Source organism: Trinickia sp. Y13, from assembly GCF_029522115.1.
Classification (GTDB): domain Bacteria; phylum Pseudomonadota; class Gammaproteobacteria; order Burkholderiales; family Burkholderiaceae; genus Trinickia.
The window spans coordinates 81,190-104,393 of the sequence record NZ_JAKWFK010000010.1 but is presented as its reverse complement, the minus strand read 5'-3'; the positions used below and the strand labels follow the sequence as shown (position 1 = coordinate 104,393).

General features: G+C 65.2%; 23 protein-coding genes. 4 read left to right on the top strand and 19 right to left on the bottom strand.

Going from position 1 to position 23,204, the window contains the following annotated elements; translation table 11 throughout:
• Window positions 1-6: 6 nt before the first annotated feature.
• From MMB74_RS18615 to MMB74_RS18605, 3 genes are read right to left on the bottom strand one after another with little or no spacing between them, the layout of a single operon-like run.
• Window positions 7-1,227 (bottom strand): glycosyltransferase family 4 protein, encoded by a 1,221-nt coding sequence (locus MMB74_RS18615; protein WP_277430139.1) that lies wholly within the window; start codon window positions 1,225-1,227, stop codon window positions 7-9.
• 6 nt (window positions 1,228-1,233) lie between these two features.
• Window positions 1,234-2,067 carry a glycosyltransferase gene (locus MMB74_RS18610; RefSeq protein ID WP_277430138.1) on the bottom strand — a complete coding sequence of 278 codons (834 nt, stop codon included), beginning with the start codon at window positions 2,065-2,067 and terminating at the stop codon, window positions 1,234-1,236.
• Window positions 2,064-3,320: an oligosaccharide flippase family protein gene (locus tag MMB74_RS18605; protein ID WP_277430137.1), complete on the bottom strand. Its 1,257-nt coding sequence runs from the start codon at window positions 3,318-3,320 to the stop codon at window positions 2,064-2,066. The genes MMB74_RS18610 and MMB74_RS18605 overlap by 4 nt, the downstream gene beginning before the upstream one ends.
• Before the next feature lie 209 nt (window positions 3,321-3,529).
• On the opposite strand from MMB74_RS18605, the gene MMB74_RS18600 reads away from it, so the two are divergent.
• A complete protein-coding gene (locus MMB74_RS18600; protein ID WP_277430136.1) occupies window positions 3,530-4,924 on the top strand; it encodes a phosphomannomutase/phosphoglucomutase in 1,395 nt (464 codons plus the stop codon).
• Between the two features lie 122 nt (window positions 4,925-5,046).
• On the opposite strand, the gene MMB74_RS18595 is transcribed toward MMB74_RS18600, so the two are convergent.
• The gene (locus tag MMB74_RS18595; protein ID WP_277430135.1) at window positions 5,047-5,964 is read right to left on the bottom strand and encodes a DUF2242 domain-containing protein; all 918 of its coding nucleotides are present in this window, start codon (window positions 5,962-5,964) and stop codon (window positions 5,047-5,049) included.
• A gap of 216 nt (window positions 5,965-6,180) precedes the next feature.
• On the opposite strand from MMB74_RS18595, the gene waaC reads away from it, so the two are divergent.
• The 3 genes from waaC to waaA all read left to right on the top strand — a co-directional run bounded on the left by waaC (window position 6,181) and on the right by waaA (window position 9,547).
• On the top strand, window positions 6,181-7,209 hold the full coding sequence (waaC, locus tag MMB74_RS18590) for a lipopolysaccharide heptosyltransferase I (RefSeq protein ID WP_277430215.1): 1,029 nt from the start codon (window positions 6,181-6,183) through the stop codon (window positions 7,207-7,209).
• A gap of 21 nt (window positions 7,210-7,230) precedes the next feature.
• Complete coding sequence (locus tag MMB74_RS18585; RefSeq protein ID WP_277430134.1) at window positions 7,231-8,115, top strand: Kdo hydroxylase family protein; 885 nt, start codon at window positions 7,231-7,233, stop codon at window positions 8,113-8,115.
• Window positions 8,116-8,221: 106 nt separating this feature from the next.
• Window positions 8,222-9,547 (top strand): lipid IV(A) 3-deoxy-D-manno-octulosonic acid transferase, encoded by a 1,326-nt coding sequence (gene waaA, locus MMB74_RS18580; RefSeq protein WP_277430133.1) that lies wholly within the window; start codon window positions 8,222-8,224, stop codon window positions 9,545-9,547.
• A gap of 129 nt (window positions 9,548-9,676) precedes the next feature.
• Here the strand turns inward: waaA and ureG are convergent, their stop codons facing one another.
• The 15 genes from ureG to MMB74_RS18505 form a co-directional block, all read right to left on the bottom strand.
• The gene (ureG, locus tag MMB74_RS18575; protein ID WP_277430132.1) at window positions 9,677-10,297 is read right to left on the bottom strand and encodes an urease accessory protein UreG; all 621 of its coding nucleotides are present in this window, start codon (window positions 10,295-10,297) and stop codon (window positions 9,677-9,679) included.
• Between the two features lie 54 nt (window positions 10,298-10,351).
• Window positions 10,352-11,032 (bottom strand): urease accessory UreF family protein, encoded by a 681-nt coding sequence (locus tag MMB74_RS18570; protein ID WP_277430131.1) that lies wholly within the window; start codon window positions 11,030-11,032, stop codon window positions 10,352-10,354.
• A gap of 6 nt (window positions 11,033-11,038) precedes the next feature.
• On the bottom strand, window positions 11,039-11,704 hold the full coding sequence (gene ureE, locus MMB74_RS18565) for an urease accessory protein UreE (protein WP_277430130.1): 666 nt from the start codon (window positions 11,702-11,704) through the stop codon (window positions 11,039-11,041).
• A 40-nt stretch (window positions 11,705-11,744) separates the two neighbouring features.
• Window positions 11,745-13,451 carry an urease subunit alpha gene (ureC, locus tag MMB74_RS18560; protein ID WP_277430129.1) on the bottom strand — a complete coding sequence of 569 codons (1,707 nt, stop codon included), beginning with the start codon at window positions 13,449-13,451 and terminating at the stop codon, window positions 11,745-11,747.
• Between the two features lie 52 nt (window positions 13,452-13,503).
• Window positions 13,504-13,809 carry an urease subunit beta gene (locus MMB74_RS18555; protein WP_277430128.1) on the bottom strand — a complete coding sequence of 102 codons (306 nt, stop codon included), beginning with the start codon at window positions 13,807-13,809 and terminating at the stop codon, window positions 13,504-13,506.
• A gap of 19 nt (window positions 13,810-13,828) precedes the next feature.
• The gene (gene ureA, locus MMB74_RS18550) at window positions 13,829-14,131 is read right to left on the bottom strand and encodes an urease subunit gamma (protein ID WP_277430127.1); all 303 of its coding nucleotides are present in this window, start codon (window positions 14,129-14,131) and stop codon (window positions 13,829-13,831) included.
• A gap of 220 nt (window positions 14,132-14,351) precedes the next feature.
• Window positions 14,352-15,227, bottom strand: coding sequence for an urease accessory protein UreD (locus MMB74_RS18545; protein WP_277430214.1), 876 nt, complete (start codon window positions 15,225-15,227; stop codon window positions 14,352-14,354).
• 96 nt (window positions 15,228-15,323) lie between these two features.
• Window positions 15,324-16,016 carry an urea ABC transporter ATP-binding subunit UrtE gene (urtE, locus tag MMB74_RS18540; RefSeq protein ID WP_277430126.1) on the bottom strand — a complete coding sequence of 231 codons (693 nt, stop codon included), beginning with the start codon at window positions 16,014-16,016 and terminating at the stop codon, window positions 15,324-15,326.
• A 46-nt stretch (window positions 16,017-16,062) separates the two neighbouring features.
• Window positions 16,063-16,848: an urea ABC transporter ATP-binding protein UrtD gene (urtD, locus tag MMB74_RS18535; protein WP_277430213.1), complete on the bottom strand. Its 786-nt coding sequence runs from the start codon at window positions 16,846-16,848 to the stop codon at window positions 16,063-16,065.
• 59 nt (window positions 16,849-16,907) lie between these two features.
• Complete coding sequence (urtC, locus tag MMB74_RS18530; RefSeq protein ID WP_277430212.1) at window positions 16,908-18,038, bottom strand: urea ABC transporter permease subunit UrtC; 1,131 nt, start codon at window positions 18,036-18,038, stop codon at window positions 16,908-16,910.
• Window positions 18,039-18,118: 80 nt separating this feature from the next.
• Entirely contained in the window at window positions 18,119-19,744 is a 1,626-nt protein-coding gene (gene urtB, locus MMB74_RS18525) for an urea ABC transporter permease subunit UrtB (RefSeq protein WP_277430125.1), read from the bottom strand.
• A 150-nt stretch (window positions 19,745-19,894) separates the two neighbouring features.
• Window positions 19,895-21,193, bottom strand: coding sequence for an urea ABC transporter substrate-binding protein (gene urtA / locus MMB74_RS18520; RefSeq protein WP_277430124.1), 1,299 nt, complete (start codon window positions 21,191-21,193; stop codon window positions 19,895-19,897).
• Between the two features lie 360 nt (window positions 21,194-21,553).
• Window positions 21,554-21,877, bottom strand: a complete 324-nt coding sequence (locus MMB74_RS18515; protein WP_277430123.1) for a rhodanese-like domain-containing protein — start codon at window positions 21,875-21,877, stop codon at window positions 21,554-21,556.
• A gap of 78 nt (window positions 21,878-21,955) precedes the next feature.
• Window positions 21,956-22,609 (bottom strand): protein-L-isoaspartate O-methyltransferase, encoded by a 654-nt coding sequence (locus MMB74_RS18510; protein ID WP_277430122.1) that lies wholly within the window; start codon window positions 22,607-22,609, stop codon window positions 21,956-21,958.
• 187 nt (window positions 22,610-22,796) lie between these two features.
• The gene (locus MMB74_RS18505) at window positions 22,797-23,054 is read right to left on the bottom strand and encodes a hypothetical protein (protein WP_277430121.1); all 258 of its coding nucleotides are present in this window, start codon (window positions 23,052-23,054) and stop codon (window positions 22,797-22,799) included.
• Window positions 23,055-23,204 lie beyond the last annotated feature (150 nt).

The following is a 23,204-nucleotide window of genomic DNA, read 5'->3' as shown; positions in this document are numbered from 1 at the left end:
TCGTTGTCATCGTTCTTCTCCCGTAGCAGCGCGCATGGCCGCACGCCGTTCGAATTGGCTGGCGCCAGTTAGCGCATGCAGCGTTTGTCGATAGCGTTCGACGACGATCGCTTCGTCGAACTCAGCCGTCACTTTTTTACGTCCGCGCAAACCCATCGCGCGCCGCTCGTCTTTGCTCATGTCGAGCATGCACGCGAGCTGAGTTGCGAGGCTAGACGCGCTCTTCGCTTCGCATAAGAGCCCGGTGACGCCATCCGTGACCACTTCGCGGCAGCCCGGCACGTCGGTAGCGACGATCGGCCGCCCCATGGCCGATGCTTCGAGCAAAGTGCGCGGGACGCCTTCCCGGTACGAAGGCAGAACGACGCAGTCGGCGTTGGCGATGACGGGGCGCACGTCGTGCGCTTCGCCAAGATACTCGATAACGCCTTGCTCGCGCCAAGCTTGGACGTCGGCTTGCGTGATCGCGCTCGGGTTGTCCACGCCAACCGGCCCTAGCAGCTGAAAGCGCGCTTGCGGATATCGAGCGCGCAGCATGCGCGCGGCTTCGACGTATTCGCCAACCCCTTTGTCCCACAGCAAGCGCCCGATCAGCACGAACGTGACCGTTTGTGTGCCGCTTGGCAGCCGCGTCAGAGCGAACTGCTCGAGATCGACGCCTTCCCCGTTCAGCAGCTTCGCTCGCTCGGGATGCGCGAGCAGGCGTTCGTGCAAGAAGGCCTCGTGATCGTCGCGATTGAGAAACCACACTTCCCGCGGAAAGCGAAAGGCGATGCGATAGAGCAGCTTGGCCACTTGCGCCGCGCGGCTCTTTTGAATGAACACGTAGCCCAGGCCCGTCGTGACCGCAATCGACGGCACGCGCGCAAGCCACGCGGCCACCGAGCCGTAGATGTTGGCCTTGATCGTGTAGTGGAACACGACGCCCGGGCGAATCGTGCGGTAGTGCCGATAGAGCGCGGCGAGCGTTTTCAAGTCGTCCAGCGGGTTCGTGCTTTTCGCCGCGACGGGCAGGTCGATGCAAACGCAGCCCATTTCTTCGAGCAAGGGGACCGTGCGATCGCGCGGCGCGAGCACGACCACGCGCACGCCTTTGGCGACGAGCATGCGAATCACGCCCTGCCGGTAGGTGTAGATGGCGAACGCCGTGTTGCAGACGAGGCAGACCGTCAGCGGCGCGGCGTCCAAGGAAGCAGAGGCGGGGGCGGGATTCGACGTTGTCTGCATACGGATTTAGGCCGCCCGCGTAGCGAACAGCGCGCGTTTCATCGTTTGAAGGGCCGAATATGGCGTGACCAGATGCAAGAGATTCTTCGCAAGCCCGAGCCAATCGTAGACGTTCGCGGCGTTGAAGTAGCGCCATTGCAGCTTCAGCGTAGAAACGATCTGCCGCCGTCGTTTCGTCGCGCTGATGCCGCCTTCGTTAAGTTCGTAATAAAGCCCGAGTTCCGGTAGATTCGCGCAGTCGTAACGCTCCATCAAGCGCAGGAACAGGTCGAGGTCTTCCGCGGCGCGGTAAGCGACGCGATAGTTACCCACCGCGCGCACGGCATCGACGCGCAGCATCATGGCCGGGTGGACGAGCGAGGTGCGAAAGAACCGCAGACGCCGAACGGCTTCGGGCTCGACGGGCGTGCGCAGCACGAAGAGTGGGGCGCCTTGTCGCGAGACGACCTGGGTCCACATGCCGAGGCCGGCCACGTTCGGATGTGCTTCGAGATACGCGCGCTGTTTGCCGAGACGCCCGGGGGCCGCCAAATCGCCCGCATCGATGCGCGCCGCATAGCGATAGCCGCGCGCGGCCAGCGCTTCGATGCCCGCTTGCAGCGCGCGCTCGATGCCGCCGTTTTGCGGCATGCGCAGGATCTCGATGTCCAGGTTTGGCAGCGTCGGGGCAACGATGGGCGGGGTGCTGCCGTCGTCGACGATCAGCACCTGCACGCGCGCGCTTTCGACGAACGAAGCGAGCGTGCGCTCGACGTCGGCTTGGCCGTTGTATGCCGGCATCAGAACGGCGACATCGCCTAGCATGTCTTGCGGCGCGGAGCCGGGGGTGGGCGTCGTCATGGGCGCAGCTTGAGGCGAATGTAATAGACGTTGACGGCGACGGCCGCGCAGTAACCGGCCGCAAGACCCGCGAGCGCGCCGTAGGCGCCGATGCGAGGGATCGCGAACAGATTCACGGCGAAGGCGACGGCGAGCGCGAGCAGCCATTTCGTTAGGACAACGAACTTGGCTTGATACTTGAGCAGCACGAGATTGCCGATCGCTTCTACCCCGGCGGGCACCGACAGCCACACGCACCAGCGAAAAATCGGAATGGCATCGGCGAAGTTCGCGCCGAACACGCGGGTGATCACGATCGCGCCCAGCGCATCGAGCACGAGCGCACCCGAGATCATGAGCCCCGCGGCAAGGACCATCAGGTGCACGACGTTGCGCAAGAGACGCGCAGGGTCTTGCACGCGGTAGACGAACGCCGGGGCGATCGTCTGCGCGAGCATGAGCGCAAGCGCGATCCAGTTCTCGTTGATTTGCTGCGCGGCGGAGTAGCGGCCGAGATCGGCGAACGAGATGGCGCGCTCGAGCATGAGCCGGTCGAGCTTCAGGAACAGGTACATGCAGACGAGGCCAACCCAAAACACGGCGCCCGCGCTCGCGAAATGGCGCAAAAGGGCGCGCTCGACGCGCCAGCCGAGCTTGCCGCCATGACGGCGCGCGTAGTAAGCCAGCAGCACGGCGCCGATGGCCGCTGCTTCGACCGCCCAAAGCCACGCGAAGTGCGGGGCGCTGGCGCTCATGCGCACGAGGAGATAGACGAGCGCAAGCTTGCCTAACGCCGCGATCATGCTCGCGACGAGCTGCGGCTTGCTATACGTGAGGCTTTGCAGCCACGAGTTGATGACGCCGATGAACGGCTCGCGAAACAGCATCGTCACGGCGAGCCCGGCAAGCATCGCGCCGACGACAGGGTCGGTCAGCCCCGCGGCGACGCCGCCCCAGGTCGCCGCCAGCGCGAGCGCCGAGACGGCAAATCGTAGGACGAAGGCGCTGCCAAGCACGGCGCCCAGGTCGCCTTCGCCGCGCTGAACGATCGTGGGCACGAGGATTTCCGCGCCGCATACCCACGTGATCGGGGCAAGCACGAGCAGAAGCGTATTGGCGTATTGCCACTTGCCGAACACATCGGGGCCGAAGTAGCGCGCAAGCATGCCCGCGATGGCGATCGCCACCGCGATTTGCGTGAGCCGCTCGAGCCCGAGCCAAACGATGTTCGCGGCGGCTTTAGCGATTTCCGGATGGGCGATGCGCCTCAGCATGTAACCAAAAGTAAAGGCAGGGAATTTGCTGGCCGTGCTCGCGTCGGCGCGGAAATAGCGCGCTTTTCGGCCGTCATCTCGTAGGGCCGGGTCGCGAAGGGGCATATGCGCATTAAAATAGGCGCGAGCCGCGCCGGTCGAAAAACTGCAATTATAAGTGGGTTGACGGCGCCAGCACTTTTCCAATCGCAGCCAAAAGAGAGCTATCCATGATCTCGCAATCCATCTTCAAGGCGTACGACATCCGAGGCGTCATCGGCAAAACTCTCGATGAGGACGTCGCGCGGCTGGTAGGCCGGGCGTTCGGCAGCGAAGTGCGCGCGCAAGGCGGCGATGCCGTCGTGGTCGCGCGCGATGGTCGCCTATCCGGCCCGTCGCTGATCGAAGCGCTCGCACAAGGCCTGCGCGCAGCCGGTGTCGACGTCGTCGATGTCGGCATGGTGCCCACGCCGGTCGGTTACTTCGCGGCCAGCGTGCCGCTCGCGCTAGCAGGCGGCGAGCGCCGCGTCGATTCATGCATCGTCGTGACGGGCAGCCACAATCCGCCCGACTACAACGGCTTCAAGATGGTGTTGCGCGGCGCAGCGATCTACGGCGAGCAAATCCAAGCGCTGTACCGCCGCATTCAAAAGGACGACTTCGAAAGCGGCAGCGGCAGCTACGAGCAATACGACATCGCCGATAAGTACATCGAGCGCATCGTGAGCGACGTCAAGCTCGCGCGGCCCATGAAGATCGTCGTCGATGCGGGCAACGGCGTGGCCGGCGCGCTCGGTCCGCGCCTGTTCAAAGCGCTCGGCTGCGAATTGGTCGAACTCTTTACCGACATCGACGGCAACTTCCCGAATCACCATCCCGACCCGGCGCATCCGGAGAATTTGCAAGACGTCATCCGCGCATTGAAGGAAACCGATGCGCAGGTGGGCTTTGCGTTCGACGGCGACGGCGACCGGCTGGGCGTCGTGACCAAGGACGGTCAAATCATCTATCCCGATCGTCAGTTGATGTTGTTCGCACAGGAAGTGCTGTCGCGCAACCCGGGCGCGCAGATCATTTACGACGTCAAATGCACGCGCAATCTGGCGAAGTGGGTACGCGCGCAAGGCGGCGAGCCGGTGATGTGGAAGACGGGCCATTCGCTCGTGAAAGCCAAGCTGCGTGAAACCGGTGCGCCGCTAGCGGGCGAAATGAGCGGCCACGTGTTCTTCAAGGATCGCTGGTACGGCTTCGACGATGGGCTCTACACGGGGGCGCGTCTGCTCGAGTTGCTCTCGCGCGTAGAGGATCCGAGCAAGGTGCTCAACGACCTGCCCAATTCGCTGTCGACGCCCGAATTGCAGCTCAAGCTCGAGGAGGGCGAGAACTTCCAGCTGATCGGCCGCCTGCAAAAGGAAGCGAAGTTCACCGGCGCCGACGAGGTCATCACGATCGACGGCTTGCGCGTCGAATATCCCGATGGCTTCGGGCTCGCGCGTTCTTCGAACACCACGCCCGTGGTCGTGCTGCGTTTCGAAGCCGATAGCGCCGATGCGCTCGTGCGGATTCAGAACGATTTTCGGCGGGTGATCGTCGCGGCGAAGCCGGATGCGAAGTTGCCGTTCTGAGCGAAGCCGGGCGCGAGGCCGGCTTATCTCTTCGGTTAGCGCTCGGGTGGCCGGGCGCTAGCGGGTAAGCCAACCCGGAAGCGCCACCCCGCGGAAATGCGCGAGCGCGCCCGCCGCCTGCCTCACTGCGAGGCGGCCTGCGCGGGTGCGGGCTGCGCGTTCGTCGGTTGCGCGGCCGCCGGCGCTTCGGGCGCGATGAGCGGCGGTGCGGGTTCAAACGGCATGGCCGTTGGCGATGGCAGGCCGGTGGGCGAGTGCGGCGCGTAGAGCGACGCTGCCCCGAACGGCGCAGCCTGCACGGCCCCGCTGAGCATCGTCTGCGCAGCGGCGGGCGCATCGTTCATGGCCGGCATGGTGTTAGGCACGGTGGCCGATGCAGAGGTCGGTGTAGCCGCAGCCGTAGGCGCTACGGGCGCCATCTGCGTCGTGGCGGCGACCACCGGCGGCGGAGAGCCGGGCAGAACCGTGCTGGTCACGGGCGCCACCGGCACGGGCGCCGTCTTGATCAGCGAGCCCACATAGTGGCCGACCGAATCGAAGAAGCGATCGTAGAACGCGTTCGATTGAATCGTTTCGCTCGATACTTTCACCATCGCGTCGCTATTGGAGCGGATCGGCAGTGAGACCGAGCCGAGTATGCTCAAGCCGACGCTCGCGGACGTATCGCTCTTTTTCAGGGCGTACCCGCTTTGGATTGCATTCGCGTACATGATGCTGGTGCCGTCGGCATCCTCGCCCGGCGTGCAAACCACGTGAAATTCGACGGTGATGTGCGATTCGCCGCTCGGCTGGAAATCCTTGGTGGCGTCGATGCGATCGGTGCCGCTAAAGGTCGTCAAATAACCTTGATTGAGCAAGGCGCGCCGGGCCGCTTCGCAGGCGTCGTTGCTGCCGACGTTATAACCGCGCGAAAACGGGCTCGCGCCCGAATCGAAGAGTTCTTGCTGGAATTTCGGTTGCGGTGCGCTCGAGCACGCGGCGAGAACGGAGAGCGCCGCGAACGAAAGCGCCACGCGCGCTGGACGGAACGAACTGAGCATAATGCGTCGAAAAGGCTGCACTCGGCGAGCGGTTGATGCGGACGAGAAGCATTGTAGTGCCTTCGCCCGGCGGAGCACTAAACACTCGCGGTTGGGAAGGCGACATCATATCGCGCCCGCATCGACCGTACCGCGCGCAAAAATAGTGCGCGGGCGCGGTAGAATGCCTGCCCTCCTGGCAGCATTGCGCCGGGGCGTCGCCGTGCGCCGCCGCGCCTGCCATGCCGTACCTTTCTTTTTACTTTCAGTGTGCAAAAGATCCTGCTGGTCCGCGTGTCGTCGCTCGGCGACGTCGTCCACAACATGCCGGCCGTCGCCGACATCTTGCGCGTCTATCCCGACGCGCAAATCGATTGGCTCGTCGAAGAAAGCTTTGCCGGCCTCGTCACGCTCGTCACGGGCGTGCGCCGCGCGATTCCGTTTTCTTTGCGCCGCTGGCGCAAGCGCTTGCTCTCGCCGTCGACTTGGCGCGAGATTCGCGCGTTTCGGCGCGCGCTTGCCGCCGAGCAGTACGACCTCGTCATCGACTGTCAGGGGCTGATCAAGACGGCATGGGTGGCGAGCTGGGCCCGCGGGCCGCTCGTCGGGCTCGGCAATCGCACCGACGGCGCGGGCTACGAATGGCCGGTGCGCTTTTTCTACGACCGGCGCGTGCCGATCGCGCCGCGCACGCATGTGGTCGAGCGCACGCGGCAACTCGTCGCGCAGGCCATCGGCGCGCCGGTGCCGCAATCGACGGATGAACTCGATTTCGGGCTCGACACGTCGCGCGCCGCTCGCGCATTGGCCGAGACGGGGCTCAACTTGCCGGTGCCTTACGTCGTCTTGGTGCACGCCACCTCGCGCGCCGACAAGCAATGGCCCGATGCATCGTGGATCGAACTGGGCCGCGCCCTCGTGACGCGTGGCGCGTCGCTCGTGTTGCCCTGGGGCAGCGAGGCCGAGCGCGCGACGAGCGAGCGCTTGGCCAAGGAGTTCGGCGCCGCGGCCATCGTGCCGCCGCGCTTGTCGCTGCCAGCCGTGGTGGGCCTGCTCGATGCGGCGGCGGCGACGGTCGGTGTCGATACGGGGCTCGTTCACATCGCGGCGGCGCTCAAGCGTCCGACCGTCGAGTTGTACAATTTCGCGACCGCATGGCGCACGGGCGGCTATTGGTCCCCCCGCGTGGTCAACCTCGGCACCGCCGGCGATCCGCCGACGCTGCAGCAAGTGAAAACCGCACTGGCCGGGTTCGGCCTGCTGTAATCGATGGCGCACAACGGGACCATGAAAGAATCGCAAATCCTCGAAGTCAATTGCTCGGATTGGGAAGGCTCCGACCTTTCGGTCACGCGGGACACGCTGCGTGTCGCGCTGGAAACGGGCAAGGTCATCTATTTCCCCAATCTGCGCTTCGCGATCGAAGGCGGGGAGACGGCGCTGCTCGACCCGGCGCTCGCCGATCCGAAGCGCAAGAACATCAGCCTCGATCCGAACGGGGGCGAGCTGCGCGGCGTAGCGGGCGACGCGGTGACGCAGTCGGCCGTGCGCGCACTCGTCGCGCGTTACCAAGCGCAAGCGCGCACGCTCGTCGATCGCTTGGTGCCCGAATATCGCGAGGCGTTGCGTCCCGCGCCCACGAGCCTGCGCCTGCTGCGCGTGGAAACGCGGCATACGTCGTGGCGCAAGGACGACAGCCGGCTGCACGTCGATGCGTTCCCGTCGCGGCCCAATCGCGGCGAGCGCATTTTGCGCGTGTTCGCCAACGTCAATCCGAACGGCGAGCCGCGCGTCTGGCGCGTGGGCGAGCCGTTCGAGCAAATGGCCAAGCGTTTCCTGCCGAAGATCAAGCGCCAGACGCCGGGATCGGCATGGCTGCTCAATGCGCTGCATATCACCAAATCCAAGCGCAGCGCTTACGATCATCTGATGCTTAATCTGCACGACGGCATGAAGGGAGATCTCGAATATCAGAAGACGTGCCCGCAAGAGACGATGCCGTTCCCGCCCGGCAGCGCATGGATGTGCTTCTCCGATCAGACGTCGCACGCGGCCATGTCGGGGCAGTACATGCTCGAGCAGACGTTCTTTCTGCCCGTGCGCGCGATGGTGCAACCCGAATGCGCGCCGCTCGGCATTCTCGAGCGGCTCGAAGGCCGCGCGCTGATTTGATGCCGATGCCCAGCCAATGGAAGCACCCATGTGACACGCCTGCGCAATGCGTTGCGGGCGTGCCCGTCGCGTATGCATGGCGCGCCGCCGTGAACGAAGGCCGAGCATGTTGAGGGCGATCTATCGCGCGCTGTGGTGGGTCGTCGCGCCGCTCGCCGTCTTGCGGCTTCTCATCCGCTCGCGCCGCGAACGCGGCTATCGCGAGCATATCGGCGAGCGCTTCGGTTATGCGCCCGCCCGTGTGCTCGAAGACGATGCGCCGCTCATCTGGGTGCATGCGGTGTCCGTGGGAGAGACGCGTGCGGCCGAGCCGCTCATCACCGCGTTGATGAAGGCACGGCCCGATGCGCGCGTGCTGCTCACGCACATGACGCCGAGCGGAAGGGCGACGGGCGCGCAATTATTCGGCGATCGCGTGCAGCGCTGTTATTTGCCCTATGACTTGCCGCACGCGGTGCGGCGTTTCTTGCGTACTTGGCGTCCGTCGCTGGGCATCGTGATGGAGACGGAAGTCTGGCCGACGCTGATCGACGAATGCCGCGCCGCGGACGTGCCGCTGGTGTTGACGAACGCGCGCATGTCGGCGCGCTCGTTCAAGCGCGCGGCGCGTTTCGGCGCCGCCGCGCGCGAGGTGTTCGGCGGTTTCTCGCGGGTGCTCGCGCAAAGCCCGTCGGATGCGGAGCGGCTCACGGCGCTCGGTGCGCGCAATGTGGCCGTGTTGGGCAACATGAAGTTCGACATGGCCACGCCGCCCGAGCTCGTTGCGCGAGGCCGCGCCTGGCGTGAGGCGATCGGCGCTCGGCCCGTTTGGGTGGCCGCCAGCACGCGCGAGGGCGAGGAAGCGCTCGTGCTCGATGCGTTCGCGGCGCTCGCCGCGCCACAGGCGCTATTGATTCTGGTGCCGCGGCATCCGCAACGTTTCGACGAAGTCGCGGCGCTCGTGGAACGCCGCGGGTTGCGCTGCATGCGGCGCTCGGAGTGGGGCGGGGCGGCGCTCGCGGCGGCTGCCGCGACGCACGTCGCCGACGCGCCGCTACCGCGCGATGTGACCGTGCTGCTCGGCGATTCGATGGGCGAGCTCGGCGCGTACTACGCGGCGTCGGATGTCGCCTTCATCGGTGGCAGCCTGTTGCCGCTCGGCGGGCAGAATCTCATCGAAGCGTGCGCCGTCGGCGTGCCCGTGCTGATCGGCCCGCACGTGTTCAACTTCACGCAGGCCACGCTCGATGCGGTCGCCGCGGGGGCGGCCGTCCAAGTGGCCGATCCGAGCGATCTGGCGCGCGTGCTGGGCGAACTGTTCGCCGACAAGGCGCGGCGCGTGGCGATGGGGGCGGCCGCCTCGGCCTTTGCGGCGCGGCATCGCGGGGCGACGCAACGCACGCTCGACGTATTGCTGACGTTGCTGCCCCAGGATGGCGGCGTTCAGGCGTGAGCGAGTAGTCGCTCGCATGAGCAGGCGTGTTCGGCCTGCTGATAGGCGGGACTGTGGTCGCCCGTTCGCGCGAGCCGCCTGCGTGACCGAATCGGCCGTCTACCTAGGCGATCCGCGAGGGCAGCCGCCTCACGCGGACAACAAGCCTTTCCGCTCGATCAACGCAATCACCTCGTCGAGCCCGCTTTGCGTTCTCAGATTGCACATGACGAACGGCCGCTCGCCGCGCATCGCTTTCGCATCGGCCGCCATGATGTCGAGATTGGCGCCCACGTGGGGCGCTAGATCGATCTTGTTGATCACCAGCAGATCCGACTTGGTGATGCCGGGGCCGCCTTTACGGGGGATTTTCTCCCCGCCTGCGACATCGATGACATAGATCGTCAGATCGGACAGTTCGGGGCTGAAGGTCGCTGCAAGATTGTCGCCGCCCGATTCGATGAAGACGATGTCCGCATCGGGGAATCGCGTGAGCATCCGGTCCACCGCTTCGAGGTTGATCGAGGCGTCTTCCCGAATCGCCGTGTGCGGGCAGCCGCCCGTTTCGACGCCCATGATCCGTTCGGGCGCGAGCGCGCCCGCGACCGTCAGCAGGCGCTGGTCTTCCTTCGTGTAGATGTCGTTCGTGATCGCGACGAGATCGTAGCGCTCGCGCATGGCTTTGCAGAGCATTTCGAGCAGCGTCGTCTTGCCCGAGCCGACCGGGCCGCCCACGCCGACGCGCAGCGGCGGCAGTTTCTTGGTTCTCATTGCGAGTCTTCTCTTCTCTTGGGATGGCGATTGTCGATTGTCGATCGGGGAGAATCACGAACGGAAGAGTCGCGAATATTGCGTCTCATGCCGCGCCGAGAAAACCCCGAGCATCGGTGAAAACGTATTGATACGATCGGGCGGTGTCCGCAGGGCACGGGCCACGGCCTCATCGATGACCGCACGCGCCGCCACCAAAATGCGCTGCCCGGCCAACTGACCGAGCGGCACGGCCTTGATGGCGGCGGCAACTTGGTTCTCGGCCCAGGCGAACGCATAAGCGGCCAGTGCGGCGTCGGCTGCGATATCGTGGGCCGCCGCGGCAAACGCGAAAGCGGTGGGCTGCGAAAGCGGGGTAAGCGCCCCGAGCGCCGCGCGAGACGCCTCGCCGCCCCACGCGAGCGACAGCGCAAGCTGCTTGAGCGACCATCCGATCTGCTCGGTTTCGCGTCGAAGCTCGGCCGACTCGCGGCTGGCGATGAATTGCCGGTCCGCAGCGGCGATCGCGGTGGCGTCGTGCCGATGCCAGCGCTCCATTTGATGAGAGATGAACGGCAACTCGGCGCGCGCGAGCACGTGCATCAAGCCGTCCTCGATCCATGCGCTGGCCGAGTCGGCATCGACGATCCATTGCGCATCGACGCCCGCCTCCAAGCCTTGCGAATAACTGAACGCGCCGATCGGCAGCGCCGGGGACGCGAGATGAAGGAGGGCGGTGAGTTCGGTAAGCCGCATGGTAGATCAGCGAGGCTTGTGCGAATGCGGTTCGTTGTGGCCGCAACAATCTGCGTCGCCATGAGCGTGATCATGCCCGTGCTCGTGATCGTGCCCGTGAGAATGGCCGTGGCCATGCGTGTCGTCATGCGGATGATCATGACCATGATCGTGGCCGTGGCGCTGCGCGAACACCTGCTGCGCGAGCGCGTAATCCTCGGCAAACGTCGCATCGTGACCATGCCGGTGTCCGCCGCCGTATGCGCCGGCTTCAGGATGAAACGGTAGCGTCGCACGCTCGACCTGAACCCCCAGCCGCACCAGCATCGCTTCGAGCACGCTGTCCGCTTCGAGCTTCAAATAGCCCGCGCCGATTTCGACCGGCGTATGCCGATTGCCCAGATGATAGGCGGCGCGCGTGAGCGTCGTGGCATCGGCCGCGCGCACGACGAGCACGGCTTCGGCCTGTGCCACCACGCGCACGAGCGCGCCATCGTCGGCGACCAGCACATCGCCGTCGGCCAGCACCGTGCCGCGCGGCATGACGAGCGCCACTTCCTCCCCCGTATCGAGCGACGCTGCGAGCCGGCTCTTACAACGCGCCTCGTAGGCGAGCGTCAGTGTGGGCGCGCGCGCGACCAGCGAGGCCGCGAGCTTGGCCGGTGGGGAAACCCGTTTGTCGATCGTTCTCATCGTAAATAGTCAGTACAACGCAGTTTCGTGTCGTCGAGCGTCAAAACAAGAAATAGCGCTGCGCCATCGGTAGCACCGTGGCGGGCTCGCAGGTCAGCGTTTGGCCGTCGGCTACGACCTCGTACGTTTCGGGGTCGACGCTAATGGCCGGCTGCCACGCGTTGTGAATCATATCGGCCTTCGATACGGTGCGGCATCCGCGCACGGGCACGACGCGCTTTTGCAGGCCATAGCGCTCGGCGATACCGGCATCGGCCGCCATTTGCGAAACGAACGTCAGCGAGGTTCGCGCAAGCGCCGCGCCGCGCGTGGCGAACATCTCGCGGTAATGCACGGGCTGCGGCGTCGGGATCGAGGCGTTGGGGTCGCCCATCTGCGCGAGGGCGATCATCCCGCCTTTGACGATCATCGTGGGCTTGATGCCGAAGAAGGCAGGCTCCCAGAACACGAGATCGGCCCACTTGCCCGCTTCGATCGAACCGACTTCATGCGCGATGCCGTGCGTGATCGCCGGGTTGATCGTGTACTTCGCGACGTAGCGCTTCGCGCGGAAATTGTCGTTGCGCGCACCGTCTTCCGGCAGCGGCCCGCGTTGCGTCTTCATTTTGTGGGCGGTCTGCCAGGTGCGGATGATGACTTCGCCCACGCGGCCCATCGCTTGCGAATCGGAGGAGAGCATCGAGAGCGCGCCCAGATCGTGCAGGATGTCTTCGGCCGCGATCGTCTCGCGGCGAATGCGCGATTCGGCGAAAGCGAGATCCTCCGCAATCGAAGGGTCCAAGTGATGGCAGACCATCAGCATGTCGAGATGTTCGTCGAGCGTGTTGACGGTGTAGGGCCGCGTCGGATTCGTCGACGACGGCAACACGTTCGCTTCGCCGCACACCTTGATGATGTCGGGGGCATGGCCGCCGCCCGCGCCTTCGGTGTGATACGTGTGAATCGTTCGCCCTTTGAACGCGGCGACGGTGGCTTCGACGAAACCCGCTTCGTTCAACGTATCGGTGTGGATCGCCACCTGCGTGTCGGTGGTGTCGGCCACGCTCAAGCAGTTGTCGATCGCGGCCGGCGTCGTGCCCCAGTCCTCATGCAGCTTCAAGCCGATTGCGCCGGCCGCGATTTGTTCGACGAGCGGATCGGGCAGACTCGTGTTGCCCTTGCCGAGAAAACCGAGGTTCATCGCCCACCCGTCGGCCGCCTGCAGCATGCGTTCGAGGTGCCACGGGCCGGGCGTGCAGGTGGTCGCATTCGTGCCGGTGGCCGGTCCCGTGCCGCCGCCGAGCATGGTCGTCACGCCCGAGGCCAACGCCTCCTCGATCTGCTGCGGGCAAATGAAGTGGATGTGCGTGTCCACGCCGCCCGCCGTCACGATCAGCCCTTCGCCGGCGATGATTTCCGTCGCCGCGCCGATCGCAATGGTCACGCCCGGTTGAATGTCGGGGTTGCCCGCCTTGCCGATCGCGGCGATGCGTCCGTTCTTGATCGCGATGTCGGCTTTGACGATGCCCCAATGATCGAGAATCACGGCGTTGGTGACGACGGTATCGGCCACTTCGCTCGCGACGCGTTGCGATTGGCCCATGCCGTCGCGAATCACCTTGCCGCCGCCGAATTTCACCTCTTCGCCGTAGACGGTGAAGTCGCGTTCGATTTCGATCAGAAGCTCGGTGTCGGCGAGCCGAATACGGTCGCCCGTCGTGGGCCCGAACATTTCCGCGTAGGCGCGGCGGCCGATTCGTAAGGTCATGACGATTCGTAGTCCGAAGTAATTGCGCCGAAGGGGTGGTCAGCGGGGTGGCTCAAAGCGGCCCCATGACCTTGCCGTTGAAGCCGTACACCGTGCGTGCGCCCGCCAATGCGACGAGTTCCACCGTGCGCGACTGCCCCGGCTCGAAGCGCACGGCCGTGCCGGCGGCGATGTTCAAGCGAAAGCCGCGAGCCTGTTCTCGATCGAACGCGAGCGCCGCGTTGACCTCGTAGAAGTGGTAGTGCGAGCCGACTTGCACGGGGCGATCGCCCGTATTGGCGACGGTGACGGTGCGCGTGTCGCGGCCCGCGTTCAGTTCGATTTCGCCGTCTTCGGTCAGGATTTCACCGGGAATCATAGGCGCCTCAAAGACATGCTCAAGGAATCGGATGGTGGACGGTGACGAGCTTTGTCCCGTCGGGGAACGTCGCTTCGATCTGGATCTCGGCGATCATTTCGGGCACGCCCTCCATCACGTCGTCGCGCGAGAGCAGCGTCGTGCCGTAGTGCATGACTTCGGCGACGGTTTTGCCGTCGCGCGCCGCTTCCATCAGCGCCGCGGAAATGAACGCGACCGCTTCCGGGTAGTTCAATTTCAAGCCGCGTGCGCGGCGGCGTTCGGCAAGCAGCGCCGCCGTGAAGATGAGCAGCTTGTCTTTTTCTCTGGGCGTCAGTTTCATGGGCGCGCGGCGCTCGATAACGTAATGTCGTTGAAAGATGGGGCGGCCCTGCGCGCAATCGGCCAGGACGCGATCATCGTAGCACCGCCTCGCCACGCGGCAAATGGCGGCGTGGCGGGGCAATGGTTAGGCGTGCTTAGCGATGCGGTGCGCCGCTGCCGAACGCGTAAGCGCATCGAACCGGCGAGCCCGGTGGCGCTGCGGCATCGACAGGCCTCGCTCAAGTCTGCCAAAGCCGCAGCGGCCTCGCGGCGACGCCGTGAACCAACGGACGCAGTGCGAGCCAGCATTGCGTCAACGTGTGCTGTAGCGCCTCCATCGAATGAGCGAGCGCGCGCACGATCAGCACGCCGTCCGCGATGCAGGACACCCCGGCGCGTTGCGCTTCGTCGAACGGAAGCTGCGGCGCGAGCGTTTCGGCGAGCGTCTCGTTGCAGGCGGGACCCACGGCCCATAGCGTGCCGTAAGCGGGAAAGCCCGCCAGCCCTTGGCGTGCAATACGCAGCGGATCGTCGGCCGTGAGTTCCGCGCGCTCGAACCATAGCGGCTCGCCGGTGGGGCCGAGGATGCGCGCCGTGCTCGACAAGGCGCCGGCAGCCCAACGCTCGCCCGCGGCGATGCGGCCGAGCTGCGTGGCATCCCAGCCGAGCGCCGTCGCGCCTTCGGCAAGCGTCAAGGTGAAGTCGAGCGCGATCTGCGCGCCGTCGAACACGATGTTGTTTTGCGGCAGCCAATCGAGCTTCGCCTGCGCGCCGAGCGTGATGTCGATACGCTGGCGCGCGAGGCGGCCGTTCGCCTTGTACCACTTCGTCGCGCCAGGGGTGGTCAATACCGCATGCGTGCGCGCGCCTAGCAAAACGTCGATCGACAACGCATCGCCGCCCGCCACGCCACCGGGAGGGTGAACGATGACGGCGTGACAAATGGCTTCGCCCTCGGGGTACAGCGGTTTTTGCACACGTAGCGGTCCCGAATGCAGACGATGCACGAGCGTCGTGCGCGCGGCGCGGTGTTCGAAGCCGAGCGCAAGGTGCGCCTGCCAGCCGTTGCGATCGTGCGCGGGAGGGTCGCCACCGAGCGTGGCCGTCGACGCCATCGGGGAGGCCTGATGAAATACCGAAGAAGACATGAGATGCGTTGGGCGTCGGACAGGCGCGCGGATGAATGGGGTCGAGCATAGCACCGGCGCCGGTCAGACGGCGATCATCTCGCGCACGCCGCGCGCGTCCATTTCCGAGCCCGCGCCGCTCGCCACGATTTCGCCGCGGCGCATGACCCAGTAGTGATCGGCGAGCGCTTTGGCGAAGTCGTAATACTGCTCGACGAGCAGCACGGTCATCCCCGTTTCGTCGACGAGCTTGCGCAGCGTCCGCCCGATCTCCTGAATGACTGACGGTTGAATGCCCTCGGTAGGTTCATCGAGAATCAACAGCCGAGGCTCGCTCATGAGCGCGCGTCCGATCGCGAGCTGTTGCTGTTGTCCGCCCGATAGGTCGCCGCCGCGCCGCTTGCGCATTTGCTCGAGCACGGGAAAGAGGCTGTAGATCCGCTCGGGAACGCGCGAGACGCCGCGCTTGCTCGCCGCGCCGACGAGCAGGTTTTCCTCGACGCTCAAGCGCGGGAAGATCTCCCGGCCCTGCGGCACATAGGCGATGCCGCGCGCCACGCGCGCGGGCGGGGCGAGCGCGTCGAGCGTCTCGCCGCCCCAGGCGATCGTGCCGCTCTTCGCGCGTACGAGGCCCATCAGGCAGCGCATCAAAGTGGTCTTGCCCACGCCGTTGCGGCCGAGCAAGACGGTGAGCGAGCCTTGCGGAACGTGCATCGTGACGTCGCGCAAAATGTGGCTGCCGCCATAGAACTGATTGAGTCCGGTCACGTCGAGCATGGATGTCCCCGTTGATGCAGTTGTGTTGCACGCGGCATCGAAAGCCTCATCGGCCGAGATACGATTCGATGACGGTCTCGTCGCGCTTGACTTCGTCCAGCGTGCCCTCTGCGAGCACCCGGCCTTCGGCCATCACCGTGACACGGGATGTTGCGCCTGCGAGCGCGGCGACGAACTCCATGTCGTGTTCGACGACGATCATCGAACACGTGCCGCGCAAACGATCGAGCAACGCAGCCAGCGCCATCGTCTCGTCGTCGGTCATGCCGGCCGCCGGCTCGTCCAAGAGCAGCAGCGCCGGTTGCTGCATCAGCAGCATGCCAATTTCGAGGCGTTGCTTTTGTCCGTGCGAGAGCACGCCCGCCGGCCTGTGCGCCTCGCGCTCGAGACCGATCATGGCGAGCGTTTCTTCGATGCGGCACAGCGCCGCGCCGGTTAGCCGCGCGCGCAGCGAGGTATGCCAGCGTTTGTCGGTTTTCATCGCGAGTTCGAGGTTCTCCCATACGGGATGCTGCTCGAACACAGTCGGCTTCTGAAACTTGCGGCCGATGCCGGCGCGCGCGATCGTCGGCTCGTCCATGCGCGTGAGATCGAGCGTCTGCCCGAGAAACGCGCGGCCGCTATCGGGGCGGGTGCGGCCCGTGATGACGTCCATCATCGTCGTCTTGCCCGCGCCGTTGGGCCCGATCACGCAGCGCAACTCGCCTGCATCGAGCGTCAACGACAGCCGGTTCAGCGCACGAAAGCCGTCGAAGCTGACCGTCACGTCGTCGAGATAGAGGATCGTGCCGTGCGTGATATCGATGGCCCCGCGTTCGAGCACATGGGCCATCGGCGCGTCGCCGGCCGGTGCTGCATCGTTCGTCGACGATTCATGAGCCATGCCGATCATTACCGCTCTCCTTTGCCGATTACCGACAGCGCCAAACCGACGAGGCCGCGCGGTAGCGCGAGCGGCACCACGACGAAGAGCGCACCGAGGAAGAACAGCCAATATTCGGGCAGGTGCGCGGTGAAGACGCTGCGCGCCGCATTGACCACGACCGCGCCCGCAATGGGGCCGACGAGCGTTCCGCGACCGCCGACGGCCACCCAAATCGCCATTTCGATCGAGTTGGCCGGCGACATCTCGCTTGGATTGATGATGCCCACTTGCGGCACGTACAACGCGCCGGCGATCGCGCACAGCATCGCCGAAATCGTCCACACGAACAGCTTGTACGCGAGCGGGCTATAGCCTAGAAACATGAGGCGTGTTTCGCTGTCGCGCATGGCGGTGACGATGCGGCCCAGCTTGGACGTGACGATTGCACGCGCGCCGAGGAAGGCGAGCACGAGCGTCGCGAAGGTGAGCAGAAACAAAGTGACGCGCGTGGCCGGTTGCGCGATCGAAAAACCCGCGATGCGTTTGAAATCGGTGAAGCCGTTGTTGCCGCCAAAGCCCGTTTCGTTGCGATAGAACAGCAGCATGGCGGCGTAGGTGAGCGCTTGCGTGATGATCGACAGATACACCCCTTGCACGCGCGAACGGAAGGCGAAGAAGCCGAAGGTCCACGCCAGCAGGGCAGGCACGAGCAGCACCAACAACAGCGCGTACCAGAGATGTTCCGTGCCGTGCCAAAACCACGGCAACGCGTGCCAATTCAGAAACACCATGAAGTCGGGCAGATCGCTGCCGTACACGCCGTCGTGCCCGATCGCGCGCATCAGGTACATGCCGATGGCGTAGCCGCCCAGGGCGAAGAACAAGCCATGGCCCAAGCTGAGAATGCCGCAATAGCCCCATACCAAATCGAGCGCGAGCGCGGCGATCGCGTAGCACATGAACTTGCCGCCAAGCGTCAACGCATAGGCCGATAAATGAAAGGCGCTCGATTCGGGCAACACGAGCGCGGCCAGCGGTGCGCCGCAGCCGACTGCGAGCACGAGCGCGACGAGGGCGGTCCATGCGGGCCGCGAGAGCAGGGCGCGGCGCTCGGGCAGCGCGAGTGCCGGTCCAGTGGCCCTCGGTTGAACGGGCATCGATGCCGGCACCGACGGCGCGTGCGGCGCATGCACTTCCTGGGCCGCCGTGGAAGGGGGGAGCGTTTGCATCGTGGGCCTCATGCGCTGCGTCCTTTCAAGGCGAACAAACCTTGCGGACGCTTTTGAATGAATAGGACGATCAAGACGAGCACGGCGATTTTCGCGAGCACCGCCCCCCAGAACGGCTCGATCGCTTTCATCAGAATGCCCAGGCCAAAGCTGCCGAGCACCGTGCCCGCGAGTTGCCCGACGCCGCCGAGCACGACAACCATGAACGAATCGACGATATAGCTTTGGCCCAGATCCGGGCCGACGTTGCCGATCTGCGAAAGCGCGCAGCCGCCCAGGCCTGCAATGCCGGCGCCGAACGCGAAGGCATAGGAATCGATGAAGGCGGTCTTGACGCCCACGCAGGCGGCCATCGAGCGATTCTGCGTGACGGCGCGCACGAACAGCCCGAGCCGGGTGCGTGTGAGCACGCCCCAGGCGATGGCCACCACCGCCACTGAAAACGTCAGGATGACGATGCGGTTGTACGGCAAGATCAAGTTCTGCATGACCGTGATGCCGCCGGTCATCCATGCGGGGTTCGCCACTTGGACGTTTTGTGCGCCGAAGAGCGTGCGGGTGGCTTGCATCAACACGAGGCTCGCGCCGAACGTCGTCAGCAGCGTCTCGAGCGGCCGCCCGTACAGGCGCTTGAGCACGAGCCGCTCGAGCGCGACGCCCACGGCGGCCGCCGCCAGGAACGAGGCCGGCACGGCCGCGAGCGGATACCAATCGAAGGCGCCGGGCGCATAGTGCCGAAACGCGTTCTGCACGAGATAGGTGGCATAGGCGCCGATCATGAGGAACTCGCCGTGTGCCATGTTGATCACGCCGATCACACCGTAGGTGATGGCAAGCCCGAGCGCCGCGAGCAATAACACGCTGCCGAGCGAAATCCCCGCGAAGAGCGTGCCCGCCATACGGCTGTTGCGCTCGATAGCGTCGAGCGCGTCGATGCCGCGCTGTGCCGCGGCGCGCACGCGCACATCGGGTTCCGCGAAGGAGCCGTCGGCGCGCTTGGCCACGAGCGGTTGCAGCAACGGATAGAAATCGAGGTCGTGGCGCGCGGCGACGAGCTCGACCGCTTCGAGGCGTTTGGCCGGATCGGGATCGGTGAGCGCGGTCGTCGCCCATAGCGCATCGAGCCGGCGCTTGAGCGCGGGATCCGTTTCCTTGGCGCGGGCGGCTTCGACGAACGGCTTCATCGACGCATTGGGATTGGCGAGCAGTTCGTCGACGGCGGCGCGGCGCACAGCCGGATCGGGCGAGGCGAGCCGCAGGCCCGCCAAGGCACGCGCCACTTTGCCGCGCAGCAGATTGTTGAGCATGACGGGCTGCGCATCGCCGATGGCGACCGGCTTGCCGGAGACGGCATCGCGGGCATGGTCATCGTCGCCGGCCGCTTGGATCAGCACGTCGCCTGCGCTCGTCGCCAGCACGCGGTCATCGGCAAGGCCGTCCAGCAGCAAGAGCGCGGCGGGATCGTGTCCGGCCGCCAGTGCATCGATAGCGGCCGCTTTTGCGTTGAAATCATCGCCTGCTAGCGGGGCGACATCGGCCGGCGTGAGCGCGAACGCCGCGGGTGCGAGCAGCGAGCACGCGAGCGAGCAAGACAGCGCTGCGACGACAAAGGCGCGGCGTAGGGATCGGTTCATGAGTCAAGGCCAAGCAAGAGCAACGACGCGATTGCGCCGAGGCGCGGCAGCGAGCCCGAGATCGATCCGTTGGGCGAGCCGCGCGCCATGGCGCACGAGAGAGAATGCCGCGCTAAGAGCGCGGCTCGAACGGGCGTTGCGTTCGTTCGTCTATGCGACGCGTCGGCGGCGCAGGAACTCGCCAATCGAGCTGACGACGTCCGGCTTGCCTTGATTGCCTGCGATGAACGGGCTCCAAGGCTGAGCGCGAATCGCGGTCTTCGTCTTCCAGACCACGTTGAATTGCCCGTCCGCCCGGATCTCGCCGATCATGACCGGCTTGTGCAAGTGATGATTGCCGTCCATCGTCAGCGTGAAGCCCGAAGGGGCGGCAACCGTTTGCCCGATCATGGCGGCGCGCACCTTGTCCACGTCGGTGCTCTTGGCTTTTTCGACGGCTTGCTTCCACATATGGATGCCGACGAACGTTGCTTCCATCGGATCGTTCGTCACGCGCTTCGTGCCGCCGGGCAAGTTTTGCGCGGCGACCCATTCGGCCCATTGCTTCTTGAACTTCGCGTTTGCCGGGCCTTTGACCGACATGAAGTAATTCCATGCCGCGAGGTGGCCCACGAGCGGTTTCGTGTCGATGCCGCGCAACTCTTCTTCGCCGACCGAGAATGCGACGACGGGCACATCGGTGGCTTTGAGCCCTTGGTTGCCGAGCTCTTTATAGAAGGGCACGTTCGAATCGCCGTTGATGGTCGAGACCACGGTGGTCTTGCCGCCCTGGGCGAACGCTTTGATGTTGGCGACGATGGTTTGATAGTCGCTATGGCCGAATGGCGTGTAGACCTCTTGGATGTCGGAATCCTTGACGCCTTTCGAATGCAGAAAGGCGCGCAAGATCTTGTTGGTGGTGCGCGGGTAGACGTAGTCGGTGCCGAGCAGGAAGAAACGCTTGGCGCCGCCGCCTTCGGGGCTGATCAGATATTCGACGGCGGGAATGGCCTGTTGATTCGGCGCGGCGCCCGTGTAGAACACGTTGCGCGACATTTCCTCGCCTTCGTATTGCACCGGGTAATAGAGCAAGCCGTTCAATTCTTCGAAGACGGGCAAGACGGACTTGCGCGAAACGGAAGTCCAGCAGCCGAACACGCAAGCGACTTTGTCCTGCGTCAGCAGTTGCCGCGCTTTTTCCGCGAACAGCGGCCAATTCGAAGCCGGGTCGACGACAACCGGTTGAATCTGGCGGCCCATGACGCCGCCGTTCTTGTTGATATCGGCGATCGTCATGAGCGCCGTGTCTTTGAGCGAAGTTTCCGAGATCGCCATCGTCCCCGACAGCGAATGCAAGATGCCCACCTTGATCGGACCGCTCGACGATTGCGCGCGAACCAACGGGCTTTGTCCCGCGAGCGCGAGCGCGCCGGAGAGCGACCCGAGCTTCAACAAGCTACGACGTTTCATTTGCTTCCCCTTGCCGGTGCTGAACTTGCGTTTATTGGATTGGGCCGCGCGGCGCTTGCGGTGTGCATCGATGCGATGCACAGGTCATGCGCGCGGGCCGCCGAGCGTTGCAAGGGGTGTGCCAAGCGATGCGTCGCCAGGCAGCGTCAGGCTGCGCGCGGTTCGCGCGCGTGGCGCGCGGACCGGCTGCACTGTGGGGAGGAGCTAGCTTGGTGCGTGATGCGCCGCCAATGAGCGGGGCGAGCGGTTTTGGTGAATCGGAGGCGGCGGTGTGCGCCTACCGGGTGGTGCGCGGGTTTTCGGCGAATTGCCTTGCGGCGGGTACAGCGGCTCGCGCCGCGTGTCGTATCGTGCGTTAGGTTAGTACAGCGGCACCTTGGGATCGACTTGACGCGACCACGCATCGATACCGCCTTGCAGATTGAACACATGCTTGAAGCCGCGTCCTTCGAGGAACATGGCGACGTTCGCACTACGCGCGCCGTGGTGGCAGATGCAGACGATCTGCGCTTCGTCGTCGAGTTCTTCACTGCGCGCCGGGATGTCGCGCATCGGGATGTCGACGCAGCCGGCAATATGCGCCGTCGCGATTTCCCATGGCTCGCGTACGTCGAGCAGCACCGGAGCGGGGCGCGACGGATCGGCCAGCCATTGTGCGAGGTCGGGCGCGGTCAGGTTTTGCATGGCGAAGATTGGTGTGGGCTGGTGTGGAAGCGATCGAGCGAGGCGGCGCGACCCTGCAGCCGCGCCGATCGACACAGCTTAGAACTTGAAGCGCGGGGGTTGCACGGCGTTCACGAGGGGTTCGACATAGGTTTCGAACACATCGGCTACGCGGAACTGCTTTTCGTCGATGCGCGTGATGATCTGCGCTTTCATGACGGGCGCCGTCCCGACGAAGGCGGCAAGGCGGCCGCCGATCTTCAACTGCTCGAGCATTTCCTGCGGCAACACCGGCAGGCCTCCCGAGACGCAGATGACATCGTACGGTGCAGCCGCGGGCCAGCCGCGCGCGCCGTCGCCTAGGGCGACTTCGGCATTGGTCACGCCGTTCTCGGCCAAGTTGCGCTTGGCAAGTTCTGCCAGCTCCGGCTTGATGTCCACGGTCAGCACATGGCGGCCGCGGTGAGCCAGCAGCGCAGCCATGAAGCCCGATCCCGCGCCGATTTCGAGCACGGTTTCATTTCTCTTGACGGCCAGTTCCTGCAACACGCGGGCCTCGACGCGCGGGAAGAGCATGTGCTCGCCCGCGGGCAAGGGCACTTCGAGATCGGCGAAGGCGATGTCGCGATAGGCGGCGGGAACGAAGTTTTCGCGCTTGACGACCGACAGCAGATTCAGCACGTCCTGGTCCAGCACGTCCCAGGGGCGAATTTGTTGTTCGATCATGTTGAAACGGGCTTGCTCGATGTTCATGGCGACTTGACGGACTTGGACGTAGCGGTTCGTGCGGGATGAAATGTGCGAGAGAAACTTGCGGATTGTACCAAACCGCGTTGCTTGGGCGTTCGCCCGCCATTCCGAAGCGCGCGCAGGTCCCATCGGACGCTTATGCAGCGCCACGGCTTTGCGGTGCTTAGGGTCGAGCGCAGGGCACGGCCCCCTAGCGCTTGCTGCGTTTGATCTGCGCCTCGAAGGCGACGTCGAGCTTGCTCACGCGCTTGGGTTTGGCTGGCGAGACGGCGTCGACGAAGGCGACGAACGCATCGAGCGGCAACGGCTCCGAGAGCGGCGCCTCGGCCCCGCTCGCCCGGTCGACCAAGCGGAAGAGGCCGCCGGATAGGCCGATCGCGGCGTAGTGGGGATTGCCGGTGCGCTGCTTGAGCCTTTCTACTGCGGAAATGGCGCGCGTACTGCGCATGCTGGGTTCCTCTAAGTGGTCGTCGAACGTGTAGGAAGCGTACTTTACCAAGTCGCACGTCGCGAGGCCGGGCTGGGCGAGGACGGATGGTATGCGACGGCCGAAGCGGGTACGCTAGCGCTTTGCTCGGCCTATGTGGCGCTGCCCGCC